Source organism: Paenibacillus silagei, from assembly GCF_017874735.1.
GTDB lineage: Bacteria > Bacillota > Bacilli > Paenibacillales > Paenibacillaceae > Paenibacillus_AQ > Paenibacillus_AQ silagei.
Map to the genome: position 1 here is coordinate 293,147 of NZ_JAGGLV010000007.1, position 15,511 is coordinate 308,657.

Annotated in this window: 11 protein-coding genes; all 11 read left to right on the forward strand. The window is 55.9% G+C overall.

The window, feature by feature from the left end; all coding sequences use genetic code 11:
- Positions 1–98 precede the first annotated feature (98 nt).
- On the forward strand, positions 99–3,668 hold the full coding sequence (gene smc, locus J2Z70_RS13335; RefSeq protein WP_036728873.1) for a chromosome segregation protein SMC: 3,570 nt from the start codon (positions 99–101) through the stop codon (positions 3,666–3,668).
- Between the two features lie 57 nt (positions 3,669–3,725).
- Positions 3,726–4,718, forward strand: a complete 993-nt coding sequence (ftsY, locus tag J2Z70_RS13340) for a signal recognition particle-docking protein FtsY (protein WP_209873552.1) — start codon at positions 3,726–3,728, stop codon at positions 4,716–4,718.
- Between the two features lie 736 nt (positions 4,719–5,454).
- Positions 5,455–6,918: a circularly permuted type 2 ATP-grasp protein gene (locus tag J2Z70_RS13345; protein WP_209873555.1), complete on the forward strand. Its 1,464-nt coding sequence runs from the start codon at positions 5,455–5,457 to the stop codon at positions 6,916–6,918.
- Positions 6,919–6,947: 29 nt separating this feature from the next.
- Complete coding sequence (locus tag J2Z70_RS13350) at positions 6,948–7,901, forward strand: alpha-E domain-containing protein (protein ID WP_209873558.1); 954 nt, start codon at positions 6,948–6,950, stop codon at positions 7,899–7,901.
- A complete protein-coding gene (locus J2Z70_RS13355) occupies positions 7,898–8,764 on the forward strand; it encodes a transglutaminase family protein (RefSeq protein ID WP_076077821.1) in 867 nt (288 codons plus the stop codon). The genes J2Z70_RS13350 and J2Z70_RS13355 overlap by 4 nt, the downstream gene beginning before the upstream one ends.
- A gap of 303 nt (positions 8,765–9,067) precedes the next feature.
- Entirely contained in the window at positions 9,068–9,877 is an 810-nt protein-coding gene (locus J2Z70_RS13360) for an SDR family oxidoreductase (RefSeq protein WP_036728859.1), read from the forward strand.
- 141 nt (positions 9,878–10,018) lie between these two features.
- The gene (locus J2Z70_RS13365; protein ID WP_342593013.1) at positions 10,019–10,819 is read left to right on the forward strand and encodes a DUF2087 domain-containing protein; all 801 of its coding nucleotides are present in this window, start codon (positions 10,019–10,021) and stop codon (positions 10,817–10,819) included.
- A gap of 25 nt (positions 10,820–10,844) precedes the next feature.
- Positions 10,845–11,225 (forward strand): GIY-YIG nuclease family protein, encoded by a 381-nt coding sequence (locus J2Z70_RS13370; protein WP_036728853.1) that lies wholly within the window; start codon positions 10,845–10,847, stop codon positions 11,223–11,225.
- A 151-nt stretch (positions 11,226–11,376) separates the two neighbouring features.
- Positions 11,377–11,787, forward strand: coding sequence for a DnaJ family domain-containing protein (locus J2Z70_RS13375; RefSeq protein ID WP_209873561.1), 411 nt, complete (start codon positions 11,377–11,379; stop codon positions 11,785–11,787).
- Positions 11,788–12,006: 219 nt separating this feature from the next.
- A complete protein-coding gene (gene hrpB, locus J2Z70_RS13380) occupies positions 12,007–14,499 on the forward strand; it encodes an ATP-dependent helicase HrpB (protein ID WP_209873564.1) in 2,493 nt (830 codons plus the stop codon).
- Between the two features lie 108 nt (positions 14,500–14,607).
- Positions 14,608–15,252 carry a general stress protein gene (locus J2Z70_RS13385; RefSeq protein WP_036728847.1) on the forward strand — a complete coding sequence of 215 codons (645 nt, stop codon included), beginning with the start codon at positions 14,608–14,610 and terminating at the stop codon, positions 15,250–15,252.
- Positions 15,253–15,511: the final 259 nt, after the last annotated feature.

The window sequence follows — 15,511 nt, forward strand, 5'->3', positions numbered from 1 at the left end:
ATGTTTTGGGGTAAACATCGAAGCAGGTGCACCACTTTATGGGGTTGTTTTGGCAAGGAAACACTATGGTATAATGGGTCAGAGGTGAGTAGCGAGTTATGTTTCTGAAACGGATTGAATTAGCAGGCTTCAAATCATTTGCCGACAAAACAGAGATGGAATTTGTGCGCGGAATAACGGCTGTAGTCGGCCCGAACGGCAGCGGCAAAAGTAACATATCCGACGGCATCCGCTGGGTGCTTGGGGAGCAGAGTGCCAAATCCCTGCGCGGCGGCAAGATGGAGGATATTATATTTGCCGGAAGTGATGCCCGCAAGGCGGTCAACTACGGTGAGGTCTCGCTGACGCTGGATAATGAGGATCATGTGCTGCCGCTGGATTTCAGCGAGGTGACCGTGACCCGGCGTGTCCACCGCAGCGGCGACAGTGAATATCTGATCAATAAGCAGGCCTGTAGGCTGAAGGATATTACGGAGCTGTTCATGGATACCGGTATCGGCCGTGAAGCTTATTCAATTATCGGACAAGGCCGGATTGAAGAGATTCTCAGTACCCGTTCGGAAGACCGGAGGGGGATCTTTGAAGAGGCTTCAGGTATTGTTAAATATAAGTCACGTAAAAAGGATGCCGGCCGCAAGCTCGATGAGACCGAGCAGAATTTGCTGCGGATTCATGACCTGATCAGCGAGCTGGAGGATCAGGTGGGACCGCTGAAGGACCAGTCCGAGAAGGCGATAAGATACAAGGAGCTGCGGGAGCAGCTAAAGCATCTGGAGATTTCGGTATATGTGCATCAGATCGAAGGCATACATACATCCTGGCAGGAGGGCAACGCCCGCCTGGAGGTGCTTAAGACGGAGCAGCTGGAGCTGTCCACTATAGTCTCTGCCCATGATGCCAAGCTGGAGAGCGGCCGGGCGGAGCTGCGTAATTTGGAGCAGGAAGTGGAGAAGCTGCAAGAACAGCTGCTGCGCAGCAGCGAAGCCAACGAGAAGAGCGAAGGCTACGGAGAACTGCTGAAGGAGCGCCGCAGGAATCTGGAGCAGAACCGGGAACAGCTCATGCAGACTCTGGGTTCTGTAGGCGAACGCTCTGAGGGGCGGCAGCGTGAGCTGGCGGAGCTTGAGCATAAGCTGAAGCAGACCAGGCAGACGCTTGCGGAGCTGCGGGCACAGCTGGCGGATGAGGAATCGAAGCTGCAGGGTGTGGCCGGAGGCATCAGCCAGAGCAAGGAAGAGAAGCTGAAGAGCGCTCTGCTTGAGCTGATGAACCTGATGGCCCAGGCGCGCAACGAGATCCGCTATGCGGATCAGCAGAAGGAGAGCCTGGAGCGGCGGATGAGCCGCAGCCAGGAGGAGAGCGGCAAGTGGACAGCGCGGCTGGAGGAGCTGGTCTCTGCACAGAGCGGGCTGAAGGATAAGATTGCCGCGCTAGGCAAGGAAATCGGGCTGCTGCGCGGCGCATACATTACGGAGAGCGAGCAGACCGGCAAACGGCAGAAGCTGCTCGAAGAGACGCAGAGCGGCCTGCGCAAATGGGAGCAGAAGCGCGAAGCCCAGGTGTCCCGGCATGAGACGATGAAGGAAATGCAGGATGATTTTGACGGCTTCATGCTTGGAGTCAAAGAGGTGCTGAAGGGCGCGCGCAAAGGACAGCTAAGCGGTGTGCACGGGGCAGTTGCCGAATTGATCTCCGTTCCCGAGAAGCTGGAAATGGCGATTGAGACCGCCATGGGCGCTTCCTTGCAGCATGTGGTTATGGAGAATGAAGCGGTGTCCCGGCAGGCGATTGCTTTCCTGAAGCAGCGTCAGCTCGGACGGGCGACCTTCCTCCCGCTTGATGTGATCCGGCCCCGGCAGATTACCGGCAGTGACCGCAGCATGGTTCAAGGTGCTGAAGGGTTTGTCGGTATCGCCTCGGAGCTGGTCGGCTATGAAGACAAGTATGGAAGCATTATCGGAAGCCTGCTCGGCAATGTCGTAATCGCTGAGAGTCTGGAGCAAGCGAACCGCATTGCGGCCAAATGCCAATACCGCTACAGAGTGGTTACGCTGGAAGGCGATGTGGTGAATGCAGGCGGCTCAATGACGGGCGGCAGCCAGCATAAGAAGAACAACAGCCTGCTTAGCCGCAAGCGTCAGCTTGACCAGCTCTCCGGCGAGATTGAAGAGAGCGAGCAGCAGATTGCCAAGCTGAAGCAGGGGATCAGCCGCTTGCGCGCTGAACAGGACAAAGGCTCCCAGAAGCTGGAGCAGCTGCGGCATGACGGTGATGAGAAGCGGCTGGAGGAACAGCGCGTATCCGGCGATCTGAAGCAGCTGGAGCAGGAGCTGCGGCATGTGCAGGAGCAGGTCGAGGGCGCGGGCGCGGAGCGCAGCGGCTTCGAGCAGGAGGTACGCGGGCTGGATGAGGCCCGCAAGCAGGCGGAAGCAGAGCTGTCCCGGCTGGAGAAGGAAGAGCAGGAGGCGCACGCAGCAATCCGCAGTGCCGAGTCGGACCGCAAGGCGAATGAATCGGCCAAGGAAGAGCTGCAGGGCAAGCTGACCGGGATGAAGGTCACGGAGGGCAAGCTGGATCAGGAGATCTTCTCGCTGGAGGAGCAGCTGCGCCGGATGAGGCAGGACGCCGGCTCCCAGGAGAAGGAGCTGCGCCAGAGCCGCAGCCTGCTTATGACCATCGAGCAGGATCTGGAAGAGAATGCACGGGAGACCGTGAAGCAGAAGGAAGAGGTCAACAGTCTGCGGCTGAGCAAGGAAGATACGTCTGCGAGGCTTGACCTGGCCCGTGCCGACCGCGCGGCGATCTCGCGCAAGCTGGAGCTGGCCGAAGGCGAGACCAAAGACCAGCGTCAGGCGCTTCGGGCGGTCGAAGACAAGCTCCGGTCCACGGAGGTTGCCGTTGGCCGGCTCGATGTGGAGCTGGATAATATCCTCCGCAAGCTGAGCGATGACTACGAGCTGAGCTATGAGCTGGCAAAGCAGCGTTATCCGGTGCCGGAGGATGTGCCTGCGGCACAGCTGGAGGTGCAGCGTCTGAAGCGCAGCATCTCAGGTCTGGGCGAGGTCAACCTGGGTGCGATTGAAGAGTATCAGCGGGTGCATGAGCGGTATACTTTTCTCAGCGGGCAAAAGGATGATCTGGTGGAAGCCAAAACAACGCTGTATCATGTTATCCATGAGATGGAAGAGGAGATGTCGAAGCGCTTCAAGCAGACCTTCGATGCCATCCGCCGCGAGTTCGGTACGGTGTTCACGAAACTGTTCGGCGGCGGCCGGGCAGATCTGCAGCTGCTGGACCCTGAGCATATGCTCGATACAGGGATTGATATCGTCGCCCAGCCGCCGGGCAAGAAGCTGCAGAATCTCCAGCTTCTCTCCGGCGGGGAACGCGCTTTGACCGCGATGGCTCTGCTGTTCGCCATTCTGCAGGTCAAGCCGGTGCCGTTCTGCGTGCTGGATGAAGTGGAAGCGGCGCTGGATGAAGCCAATGTAGTGCGCTTCGCCCAGTACCTGCGCGAATTCTCGGAGCAGACGCAGTTCATCGTAGTGACCCACCGCAAGGGAACGATGGAGGAAGCAGACGTACTCTACGGCGTGACGATGGAGGAAGGCGGCGTGTCCAAGCTCGTATCCGTGCGGCTGGAGGATGAAGAGGCAGAGATAGCTTAATTAGACGCAGGATTCATGAAGTGATCCCTATAACCCTTTAGGAGGAAGCATAAGCATATGAGTTTTTTCAAAAAACTGAAAGACAGCATTTCCGGTAAAACGGAAAGCGTAACGAAACAGTTCCGCGACGGTCTGGAGAAAACACGCAAGGGCTTCGTTGAGAAGGTCTCGGATCTGATTATCCGCCGCAAAAAGATAGATGAAGAATTCTATGAGGAGCTGGAAGAGATTCTGATCGGTGCTGATGTCGGCGTGAATACGGTCATGAATCTGGTAGAGGAGCTGCGTGCCGAAGTGAAGCAGAAGCGGATCGAGGACGCGGCAGAGCTTCAGCCGATTCTCTCCCGCAAGCTGATGGAGCTGCTGCGCGGAGATGATGACAACAGTCTGAACGAGAATCCGGATGGCATTACCGTGATCCTGTTCGTCGGCGTGAACGGAGTCGGGAAGACGACGACCATCGGCAAGCTGGCGCACCGCTACAAGCAGGAAGGCAAGAAGGTTCTGCTGGCGGCAGGCGACACCTTCCGTGCCGGAGCCATTGAGCAGCTTGAGGTGTGGGGCAAGCGTGCCGGAGTGGATGTGATCAAGCAGCAGTCGGGATCGGACCCGGCAGCGGTGATGTTCGATGCGGTTCAGGCTGCCAAGCAGCGCAGTGTGGATGTGCTGATCTGCGATACAGCAGGCCGGCTGCAGAACAAGAGCAATCTGATGGAAGAGCTGAACAAGATCTTCCGTGTCATTCAGCGCGAGATTCCAAGCGCCCCGCATGAGGTGCTTATGGTGCTGGATGCCACCACCGGGCAGAATGCGCTCACCCAGGCCAAGCTGTTCGGCGAGAAGAGCGGCGTGACCGGCCTGGTACTGACGAAGCTGGACGGTACGGCGAAGGGCGGAATCGTGGTAGCGATCCGCCAGGAAATGAACCTTCCGGTGAAGCTGGTTGGTCTGGGCGAGAAAATGGAAGATCTTCAGCCGTTCGATTCCGACCAGTTCGTGCATGCCCTGTTCGCAGGCATGATCTCGGAAGAAGTAGATTCGGAAGATTAACCACAACAATAGATAGCTGCGAAGCAACCTCCCTTTGGAATGAAATATTCCCGGGGAGGTTTTTTGTTGAACGGATTGGACCCGCTGAGAGGGGAGGGGAAGAGAAAATAGTTGGATTTTCTCCACTTGCTGATGAAAGAAAGGTCTCTGTTAGGGCAGGAGTTGGAAAAACAACACTTAATTGAGCGCATTTCAGCCAATGTGGTTGATACTAACACTAGCAGTTGTAGTTTTTCCGCTTGCTTTCCCCTATCCCTCAGAAATCGAAGAATTAAGATACGTTTGTCCACCTGTTGTTGCGGGGCTGCCGCTTCTTGGCTTCCCGCGCAGAATCCCCCGCCACGGACATATTCTCCTCTGCCGAAAGGAGCCCCCACCAGTACATACCATCCTTCGGCTTACTCCCCTTTTGGAGTTTCAAAGAATACGCCGAAATTATATTAAAAATACATCATATGAAAAATTCATAATAGTACTGCTTGTCAGCATCCCCGCATACAATTGGATGTGGAATCATCATGCAGCACCCCGAAAAGCAAGTTTAAGAGAAAGGAAGCGATTCCAAAGCGGCAGGATAGTTCAAAAACTACATTTTGCTGTTATATATATTGACATGGATAATATCATTTACGTATTATGAAGGTAGTAAATCATATTTTCGTGGTGAATTTTTAAAATTTGAACTTATTTGTTAAGAAACATAACACATTATACTGATCCGAGAGGAGTCGGGCTCATGTCCAAACTAGATCCTTTGCCCGGTCTGTCTCCGTATCCGCTGCAGCATTTCTATGATGAGATGTATGCGGATGAACGGAACGTCCGGCCTCATTACAAGCATGTGAACCGCATGTTTTCCGGGATGAGCCCCGAAGAGCTGCAAGAGAAGCAGAAGCTGATGCAGCGTCGGATGATGGAAGAAGGCATTACCTTTACACTGTACAACCCGGCACAGGATCAGCCTATGGAGCGGACGATTCCCTTCGATATGATTCCGCGCATTATCCCCAAGGGAGAATGGGAACGGCTGGAGGCGGGGATTGTGCAGCGGATTACCGCACTTAATCTGTTCATTCATGATATTTACCATGAGCAATATATTGTGAAGGACGGTATAGTGCCGCGGCGGATGATTATATCGAACTGTTATTTCCGGCCGGAAATGTCTGGACTCCGTGTACCCGGCGGTGCGTACATCACCACTTCAGGGATCGATCTGATCCGCCATCATGACGGCGAGTATTATGTGCTTGAGGATAATCTGCGTACACCCTCTGGCTTCTCGTATCTGTTCAAAGGCAGATCGCTCATGAATCAGCTGTTTCCTGAGTTGTCGTTTGCCAGCTCCATCCGCGATGTGGATCACAGCCTGAACCGTTTCCTGTCCGTACTGCGCAGCCTGTCCCCATCCCGGACCAAAGACCCGGTCATTGCCCTGCTGACACCGGGGGAATACAATTCGGCTTATTATGAGCATGCCTTTCTGGCGCAGCAGATGGGCATTCATCTGGTTGAGGGCCGTGATCTGGTGGCACAGGACCATAAGATCTACCTGAAAATGATGAACGGTCTGCGCAGAGTTGATGTGCTGTACCGCCGGCTGGATGATGATTTCATTGATCCGCTTGCTTTTCAGCCCAGCTCACTGCTGGGGGTTGCAGGTCTGATGAATGCCTACCGGGCGGGGAATATCGCGATTGCCAATGCGCCCGGAACCGGGGTAGCCGATGACAAGGCCATGTATGTGTATGTGCCGGATATGATCCGCTATTACCTTAATGAAGAGCCGATTCTGGGCAATGTGCCGACCTATCTGCTGTCACGGCCGCAAGAGCGCCAGTATGTGCTGGACCATCTGTCTGAAATGGTGGTGAAGGAGACGTCTCTCTCCGGGGGCTACGGCATGCTGATCGGAAGTGAGGCCACGAAGGAGGAGCTTATAGACTTCCGGCTCAAAATACTGGCAGAACCGGAACGTTACATCGCCCAGCCGATTATGTCGCTGTCCCGTGCACCGGTCTTGTCAGAAGGCAGTATGGCTCCGCGGCATATTGATCTGAGGGCATTTGTGCTGATGGGGGCTGACCGTAAGCCGCATGTCATTCCAGGGGGCTTGACCCGGGTAGCGATGCGCGAAGGCTCGCTGGTCGTGAACTCCTCCCAAGGCGGCGGAGTGAAGGATACATGGGTAATGGCCTAGAGACTATCTAAGGTAAAGGGGTGGCTAGAATGCTGAATCGCAATGCGGAGGCTCTATTCTGGATCGGCCGTTATATTGAACGGGCTGAGAATCACGCCCGGCTGATCGATGTGCATTACCATATCCAGCAGGAAGAGGATTTCCAGGAAGAGGGCCACAAGTGGTCGCGCCTGATTGACACGCTTGGGGTACGGAATGAATATCTGCGACAATTTGAGAGCTTCAGCGAGCAGGATGTATTATCCTTCATTACGCTGGATCTGGGGAATACCAACTCTCTATTCTCCTGTGTGCATCAGGCCAGGAATAATCTGCGCACCCTGCGCCAGCATCTGCCGAGTGAGCTGTGGGATATTGTCAACGGCTTCAACCTGTGGCTGGGGGAGCAGTCGGTAGCGGATATCATGCGCGGTCCCCATCAATTCTATCAGCAGGTTAAGGAACGGGCGGCGATGTTCCTTGGCGCGGAGCAATCGGTAATGCTCCGGGGCAATGAATGGCATTTCATCGAGAGCGGCCGGTTTCTGGAGCGGGCAGAGAATACGACGCGTATCCTGCAGACCGTCACGGTATCCTGCAAGTCGAAGGATATCAATTCTATCTATACCCAGCTTCAGGCCGTGCTGAAATCGGTGAGCGGATATCAGTCCTTCCGCCGGTATTATGCTGATGATATGTCGCCGGAGTGCATCCTGGAATTCCTGATCGTGAACCCGCTGTTCCCCCGTTCGATCCGCTTCTCGTTCCACAAGCTGGAGGAGCATCTGGCCAAGCTGGAGCTGGACACTACAGAGAAGGGCTCGGGGCATGAGAAGGTGATCCGGCAGGCGGGCAAGATCAAGGCGGAGCTGGATTATATGGAGAAGGATGAGATGTCCGGTGACCTGGCCCTGGATGTGCTGGAGTCACTGATGATATCCTGTCAGAGGCTCGGCAGAACGATGGACGGTGCTTTTTTTCGCCGTGAAGGAGTCTCGGTATGAAAATACAAATCAATCACACAACCACCTACAGCTACCCCGAGCCGGTGACGGACAGTGTCAATGAGATCCGGCTGACGCCGCGCACGAACTACCGGCAATCCTGTTATCACCATGAGGTGGAGGTGCACCCGCCAGCCAATCTGCTGACCTATGAGGATTTCTTCGGCAACCGGGTCCATGCCTATTCGGTGAATAAGCCGCACACGGAAATGGTGATTCACACCAAAGCGACCGTGGTCACGCTCGACAAGGCGCAGGGCACGGATCTCCCGCATATTCCGCTGGAGGAGCAGGTGAAGCTGCTGAATGACGAGAAGTTTCAGAACCGGTATATAGAGTTTATTCTGCCTACCCGGTACACCGAGGTGACGCCGGAGCTGGTGGAATTTGCATCGCAGCATCCTTTTGAGGATGCAGAGGATATGTATGAATGGACCCGGAAGCTGTCGTCCACCATCTATGAGCAGTTTACGTACGATCCTGAGGCGACAAGCGTCAATACTACGGTAAAAAGAGCACTGATGCTCAAGCGCGGAGTCTGCCAGGACTATGCGCATCTGATGATTGCGGTCTGCCGCAGTGTCGGCTTGCCATCGCGATATGTGAGCGGGTACCATTTTGTCGGGGATCTGCAGGGGGGCAATGCGAACTTCGAACAGGCCTCCCATGCCTGGGTGGAGACACATATTCCGGGTACGGGCTGGCTGGGCTTCGATCCGACCAATAATGTTGAAGTGAACTGGCGGTATATCAAGCTTGGACATGGACGGGATTATAAGGATATCGTTCCGGTCAAAGGCGTATACCGCGGAGCAGCGGGCACGCTTACGGTTAAGGTGGATGTACGGCAGCTGGAAAATTAAATGAGCAAGTGGAAACGGCATTGCCGTCCTTTTAGAGGACGGTACCGTTTCAGCGAGAAAGATAAGGATCATTATAGCGCGAAGCATATTAATTCTTATCTTTTTAGTGCAGGCCCCCGCAGATGTGGGGTTTTTGCTGTTGCAGACAAGATATGCAGGAGCTTATCCAGCGGATAGGCTGTGCATGTTGCACTGGGCTTGTGCAATTTTTTGCATAACATGATTATAATCAAGCATCATTTGGGTAATCTTGAAACAGAGCCATTACATGCAGAATGGTATTCACGGAAGGAGAGTGTACATATGAGCCCCAATATAGCAAAAAAGCAGCGTTTTCAAGGGAAAACAGCCATAATCACAGGTGCGGGCTCGGGAATCGGCAGAGCGGCAGCAATTCAGCTGGCACGTGAAGGTGCGAATGTCGCCTTGTTCGATCTGGTGAACGAACGTACTTCAATCCTTGAACAGAAATTGAATAAGCTGCGCAGGGATTGCGCGTTAGCTATTGATGTGGATACTTCGGATGCCGGCCGGATGGAGGAAGCGGTGCGCAGAACCGTGGAGCATTTCGGAGGTCTGGATATTGTGTTCGCCAATGCTGGCATTAACGGAGTGGTCGGGCCGATTGAGGAGCTGAGCGTGGATGATTGGGAGAAGACGTTGTCTGTCAACCTCACTGGAACCTTCCTGACGCTGAAATACACCATTCCCCATCTGAAGGAGAAGGGCAAAGGCAGTATTATTATTACCAGCTCGATCAACGGCAACAGCAGATTTACCAGCTTCGGCTGGTCACCATACAGCACCACTAAGGCGGGACAGGTCGCGTTCGCGAAGATGGCTGCACTGGAGCTGGCCAAGTTCAAAATCCGCGTCAATGTCATTTGTCCGGGAGCGATTGCCACGAATATCGACGAGAGCACGGAGTGGAACGATGATGTGGAGTCCATTGTCATTCCAATTGAATTCCCTGAAGGAGCACAGCCGCTGGCAGACGGACCGGGCAAGCCGGAGAATGTCGCCGATCTGGTCGCGTTCCTGGCCTCGGATGAATCCATTCATATTACCGGCTCACAGATTGTGATTGACGGTGCGGAGTCGCTGCTGTCTTAAGCATATCCTGTTGCTGTTCTCTCTATTATGAGACACTGCCATGATTGGCGGTGTTTTTCTTTTGCCATAAACAATCTAATTAGATAGTTGTAAAATAACAAACGAAATGATAATATGTCTATATAAAAGTAAACAAAGGGTGTGGTGGTCCAGTTGGCAGAAGAGAATGAAGCAGTGCGGATATCGGAGAAATTCTGGAATGCGTCCATTGCAGAATTGAAGCAGGGCTATAATGTGGAGACGGAAGAGCGGACGGAAAAGTATTATTGTCTGGTCTGCGGAGCTGCCTTCGAGAAGGGCTTGATCTATAAGGATGAAGGGCAGTATTACGAAGCGGAGAAGTTCGCAGCTCTGCATGTGGACAGGGTTCATGGCGGGATGTTCCATTGGTTGCTGACGCTGGACAAGAAGCTCAGCGGGTTAACCGAATTGCAGAAGGGGCTGCTGCAGGCCTTCCGCCAAAGTCTTAGCGATGCAGAAGCAGCCAAGGAGCTGGGGATCGGCAGCACCTCCACGGTGCGTAACCACCGGTTCACGCTTCGCGAGAAGGTGAAGCAGGCCAAGCTGTTTTTGGCGGTTATGGAGCTGGCTGAGGAGAAGCCGGGAGCTTCATCGCCTTTTGTGAGTATTCCGCGTACGGCTGTGATGGTTGATGAACGGTTCGCGATTACCGAGCTGGAGAACGCCGAGATTCTGGGCACCTATTTCAAACAGGGGCCGGACGGCCCGTTGTCAGAGTTCCCTAAGCGGCAGAAGCGGAAGGCGGCTATCCTGCGCCATTTGCTGAAGCGTTTTGAGACCGGGCGCAAGTATAGTGAGAAGGAAATCAATGCGGTGCTCGAAGCCGCTTACCCCGATTACGTGACGCTCCGGCGGTATCTGATCGATTACGGGCTGCTGGACCGTGAAGAAGACGGAAGCAGCTACTGGGTGAAATTATAACGGAGAGAAGAAGGGGAGAGAAATAATGACGGATAAAACCAGACGCAAGGAATTGGGATATAATTACGCACACTCGCACAGGCCGATGGGGGTATACCGGATTGTGAACACCGGCAATGACAAAATGTATGTGGGAAGCAGCCTGAATCTGGACGGGGTCTGGAATAAGCATAAGTTCATGCTGGATATCAAAGGCCATGACAACAAGGCGCTGCAGGAAGACTGGAATGAACGCGGGGAAGCGGGCTTTCGCTTCGAGGTGCTGGAGCAGATTAAGCCGGAGGAGGATTTCGTGGCCGATGTGCAGGAGCTGAAGAAGTACCGCAAGATGCTGCCGGACATGGAGAGTAAGTGGCTGGAGCAGCTGTCTCCTTACGGGGAGCGCGGATATCATAAGCAGAAATAGCTTTCTGCCTGGTGATAAGAAGCGATAACTTACAGGCAAACCGGGAATGAATTTCAGCAGCACCCGTGCTAAAATAAGGATAAAGCTGTAGCAGAATGTGCCGTTTGCAATATAAAAGGGCACCGGGGCGCTGATGAAAGGAACGGTGTGGATGGCTATATTATCTTGGCTTGCAGAACAGAGAATTCAGGAAGCAATGCGCGGCGGAGAGTTTGCCAATCTGCCGGGGCACGGCAAGCCGCTGGAGCTGGAGGATCTCTCGGGCGTACCCGAGGAGCTGCGGATGTCCTACAAGATTATGAAGAACGCCGGATTGCTGCCCGAGGAAGTCACGCTGCGCGCAGAGTGTGTGACGCTCGAAGAGCTGCTGATGGCTTGTCACACCAGCGGCAACAGCACTGGCGGGGAACGCAAGGAGCTGGAGGGCAAGCTCTCCCTGAAGCGGCTGCGTCTTCAGATGCTTTTGCAGGAACGGGGTCTGGAAAGCAATGCTGCATATGCAGATTACGGGGACGCGATCGGGCAGCGGCTGGGCGGAGTGGAACGGGATGGTAGGGAGTAGTGGGTGAGGAAACGGGTGAGTAGACGAGTATTGAAGTAAGTATGAGGCCTCCGGTTCATGGAACCGGGGGTTTTTGTGCGAAAGTTTAGATGGGAGCTTATTGTTGAACGGGTAAATCCTCCTACAGCAGTAACGAACTTCTTGATATCTGGAATGAATTCGCCGATGATAGGGAGATGGAGATTTAACTTAACTTTTAGCAGATGATGGAGAGATGAAATGAAGCAGCTTCCGATTATGCAGGTGCTCCCTGACCTGAAGAGAATTCTGACAGACCGTGCAGCGGCCATTCTGATTGCCGAACCTGGAGCGGGGAAGACAACGGCGGTGCCGCCTGCTTTTTTGGAGGAGCCTTGGCTGGCCGGTAAAACCATTCTGATGCTGGAGCCCAGACGCCTGGCAGCGCGTTCGGCCGCAGCTTATATGGCGTCCTGTCTGGGGGAGAGTGTGGGTCAGACCATAGGCTATCGCATGCGGATGGATACCAAGGTGGGGCGGAATACACGCATTGTTGTTGTGACGGAAGGCGTGCTGACGCGAATGCTCCAGAGCGATCCTTCGCTGGGGGATGTGGGTCTTGTGATCTTCGATGAGTTCCATGAGCGCAGTCTGCATGCGGATCTTGGACTGGCACTGGCGCTTGAAGCGCAGAGTGTGCTGCGCGAGGATCTGCGCATTCTGGTGATGTCGGCGACCCTGGACGGAGAACGCGTAGCTTCTCTGCTGGGCGAAGCGCCGGTCGTCCGTTGTCCGGGCCGGACGTATCCGGTGGAGACGGTCTATGTGCCGGAGGCAGGCAATGCTACCGCTGAGAAATCCGCAGCCACCGCTGTCCGGCGCGCGCTTGCTGAGCAGCCGGGGGATGTGCTAGTCTTTCTGCCCGGCGAGCGGGAGATCCGCCGGACGGAGCAGGAGCTGGCATCAGGAAGTCTGCCGCCGGGGACGGTGCTGCGGCCGCTCTATGGCCAACTGCCGCAGCCGCAGCAGGATGCGGCGGTGGCTCCTGCAGTGGAAGGCGAACGGAAGGTCGTACTGGCAACCTCCATTGCCGAGACGAGTCTGACAATCGAAGGGGTACGCTCGGTGATTGACACGGGGCTTCGCCGGACGCAGGTATTCTCTGCGCGTACCGGCATGCCGCGCTTAACGACGGTGCCGGTCTCGAAGGCCTCGGCCGATCAGCGGCGCGGCCGGGCAGGCCGGACAGCACCGGGCGTCTGCTACAGGCTATGGAGCCGGGAGGCGCATGATCATCTGCCGGACGACAACGTGCCGGAGATCATGGAGACCGACCTGGCGCAGCTCGCCCTGGAGCTGGCGCTGTGGGGCGTGCGCGATCCGGGAGCGCTCGCCTGGCTGGACGCGCCGCCTGCCGCGCCTTACGCGCAGGCCATGGCGCTGCTGCGCCAGCTCGGCGCGCTGGACGCCGGCGGCTCCATTACGCTGCACGGCCGCAGCATGGCCGTGCTTGGCGCGCACCCGCGCATCGCGCATATGCTGCTGCGCGCGGCAGACCTTGCAGCTGCGCCGCTCGCCGCCAGGCTCGCTGCGCTGCTGCAGGAGCGGGACCTCTTCCGGGGTCCCGCGGCTCTAGATAGCGACCTCACGCTTCGCGTGGAGGCGCTGCTCGGGTTCGAGCGCTCCGCCAGCAGCGGCGGAGCGGACCCGGCGGCCTTGCGCGCGGTGCAGCGCGAGAGCCGCAGCTTCCTGGCGCAGCTGCGGGCAGCGCCGGGCGAAGGGCCCGGCGACATCAGCCGCAGCGGCCTGCTGCTGTCGTTCGCCTATCCCGACCGGATCGGGCAGGAGCGCGGCAATGGCGCGTTCCTGCTCTCCGGCGGCCGGGGGGCGGCGATGCGCGAGGGGCAGCCGCTGGCGCGCTCGCCCTACATCGTGGCACCCGGCGTGGATGACCGTGCCGGGCAGAGCCGGATTATGCTTGCCGCAGCGCTGTCCGAGCAGGACCTGCTGAAGCATCATGCGGACAGCCTTCTGGAGGAGCGCGAAGTCTACTGGGACAGTGAGAGCGGAAGCGTGAAGGCACGAAGAGTGACCCGGCTGGGGGCGCTCATTCTGAAGCAGATGACCCATGAACGGGCTACTCCCGAGGAGACGGAGAGCGTACTGCTGAAGGTGATCGCGGCGGAAGGGCTACAGCTGCTGCCATGGGAGAAGGGAACCCTCCAGCTGCGGCAGCGGATGGAATTCATGCACTCGCAGCGGGCCGACTGGCCCGATATGTCGGATGAGGCGTTGACGGATACATTGGAGGAATGGCTGGCACCCTATATACAAGGGATGCGGAATCTCCGTGATTTACAGCGGGTGAAGCTGACGCAGGCGCTGGAGGGTATGCTGGACTGGAACAGCCGCCAGCAGCTGAACAAGGAGGCGCCGACGCATATTACGGTACCGAGCGGTTCGCGGGTTCCCTTGGATTATAGTAATCCCGGAGCGCCGGTACTGGCAGTTAGGCTGCAGGAGATGTTCGGGCAGACGGATACTCCGCGGATCGGCGGAGGGAAGGTCCCGGTGCTGCTGCACCTGCTGTCTCCGGCGAGAAGGCCGATGCAGATCACCTCAGATCTGGCCAGCTTCTGGCAGAACACCTATTTCGAGGTGAAAAAAGATCTGAAAGGCCGTTATCCCAAGCACTACTGGCCGGATAATCCGCTGGAGGCAGTGCCGACCAACCGTACCCGTCCTACCAAATAGAATGAGAGGGGTATCAGGTATTAATTCATCCGGTGATGCTTTTCCTGTTTGGGCACCGCGTGAACGGGTAATAGAGTAGCGAACAACAATTACGAAGGAGGGCTTCAAGTGACAGAGAAAATTATTGGCGTATTCGATACGGAACAAGAAGCAACCAGAGCAATTGAAAGTTTGCAGAGTCAAGGGTTCACGAACGATGAGATTTCAGTAATTACGAAGGATCGAGATGACCTGAAACACATCTCCGAGGATACAGGAACGATGGCGCCGGAAGGCGTTGCTACAGGTGCGGCCACCGGCGGCGTAGTGGGCGGAATTACCGGACTGCTGGCCGGGATCGGTGCGCTGGCCATTCCGGGAATTGGTCCAATCCTTGCTGCAGGTCCAATCGCAGCTACACTAACAGGGGCGGCCATCGGAGTAGGAGCAGGCGGACTGGTAGGCGGATTAATCGGACTCGGCATTCCCGAGGATGAGGCCAGAGACTACGAAGGCTACATCGACAGCGGCAAAATCCTCGTCCTGGTCGATGACAACGGCCGTGGAAGAGATATCCATACGGTATTCCGGGGGAACCGTTCACTCAATTCCGGCCGGTACGACAGCCTGTATCCGGAGGATACGCTGGCTGACCGCGGAGCAACTAACCCTGATCTGGTCCCTAGGGACACAACGGTTGGCAACACCTTAGGCAACAGGGGCTCGATGAATGCAGACCGTGACCCGGACCTCTACAACCGCGACAAAATCTAAAAATTAGAGCAGGCTTAAGCCCGCTCCTATAGCATACTTAAGAACTGCCTGCGGCGAACATGCCCAGGCAGTTCTTTGTGCTTGTTTAGGAAATTATAATCTCCGTCTGCTATGGATAAGGGAGGAACAGAGACCGCATGAGTGAATAAGGAGGAATCCTGCAAAAAGTGGAGCGACCGAGCCTAGGTTGAGTAACTTAGCAGGTGGAACCCCTGCTTGGAAAGGCGAAAGCCACGCCACCAATAGCGAGTCTTGGAGC

Bases quoted from the DNA above. Each gene is read 5' to 3' on its own strand.
- J2Z70_RS13360 (WP_036728859.1), top strand. From the start codon at position 9,068: ATGAGCCCCAATATAGCAAAAAAGCAGCGTTTTCAAGGGAAAACAGCC.
- J2Z70_RS13375 (WP_209873561.1), top strand. From the start codon at position 11,377: ATGGCTATATTATCTTGGCTTGCAGAACAGAGAATTCAGGAAGCAATG.
- hrpB (WP_209873564.1), top strand. From the start codon at position 12,007: ATGAAGCAGCTTCCGATTATGCAGGTGCTCCCTGACCTGAAGAGAATT.
- ftsY (WP_209873552.1), top strand. From the start codon at position 3,726: ATGAGTTTTTTCAAAAAACTGAAAGACAGCATTTCCGGTAAAACGGAA.
- J2Z70_RS13345 (WP_209873555.1), top strand. From the start codon at position 5,455: ATGTCCAAACTAGATCCTTTGCCCGGTCTGTCTCCGTATCCGCTGCAG.
- smc (WP_036728873.1), top strand. From the start codon at position 99: ATGTTTCTGAAACGGATTGAATTAGCAGGCTTCAAATCATTTGCCGAC.
- J2Z70_RS13370 (WP_036728853.1), top strand. From the start codon at position 10,845: ATGACGGATAAAACCAGACGCAAGGAATTGGGATATAATTACGCACAC.
- J2Z70_RS13350 (WP_209873558.1), top strand. From the start codon at position 6,948: ATGCTGAATCGCAATGCGGAGGCTCTATTCTGGATCGGCCGTTATATT.
- J2Z70_RS13355 (WP_076077821.1), top strand. From the start codon at position 7,898: ATGAAAATACAAATCAATCACACAACCACCTACAGCTACCCCGAGCCG.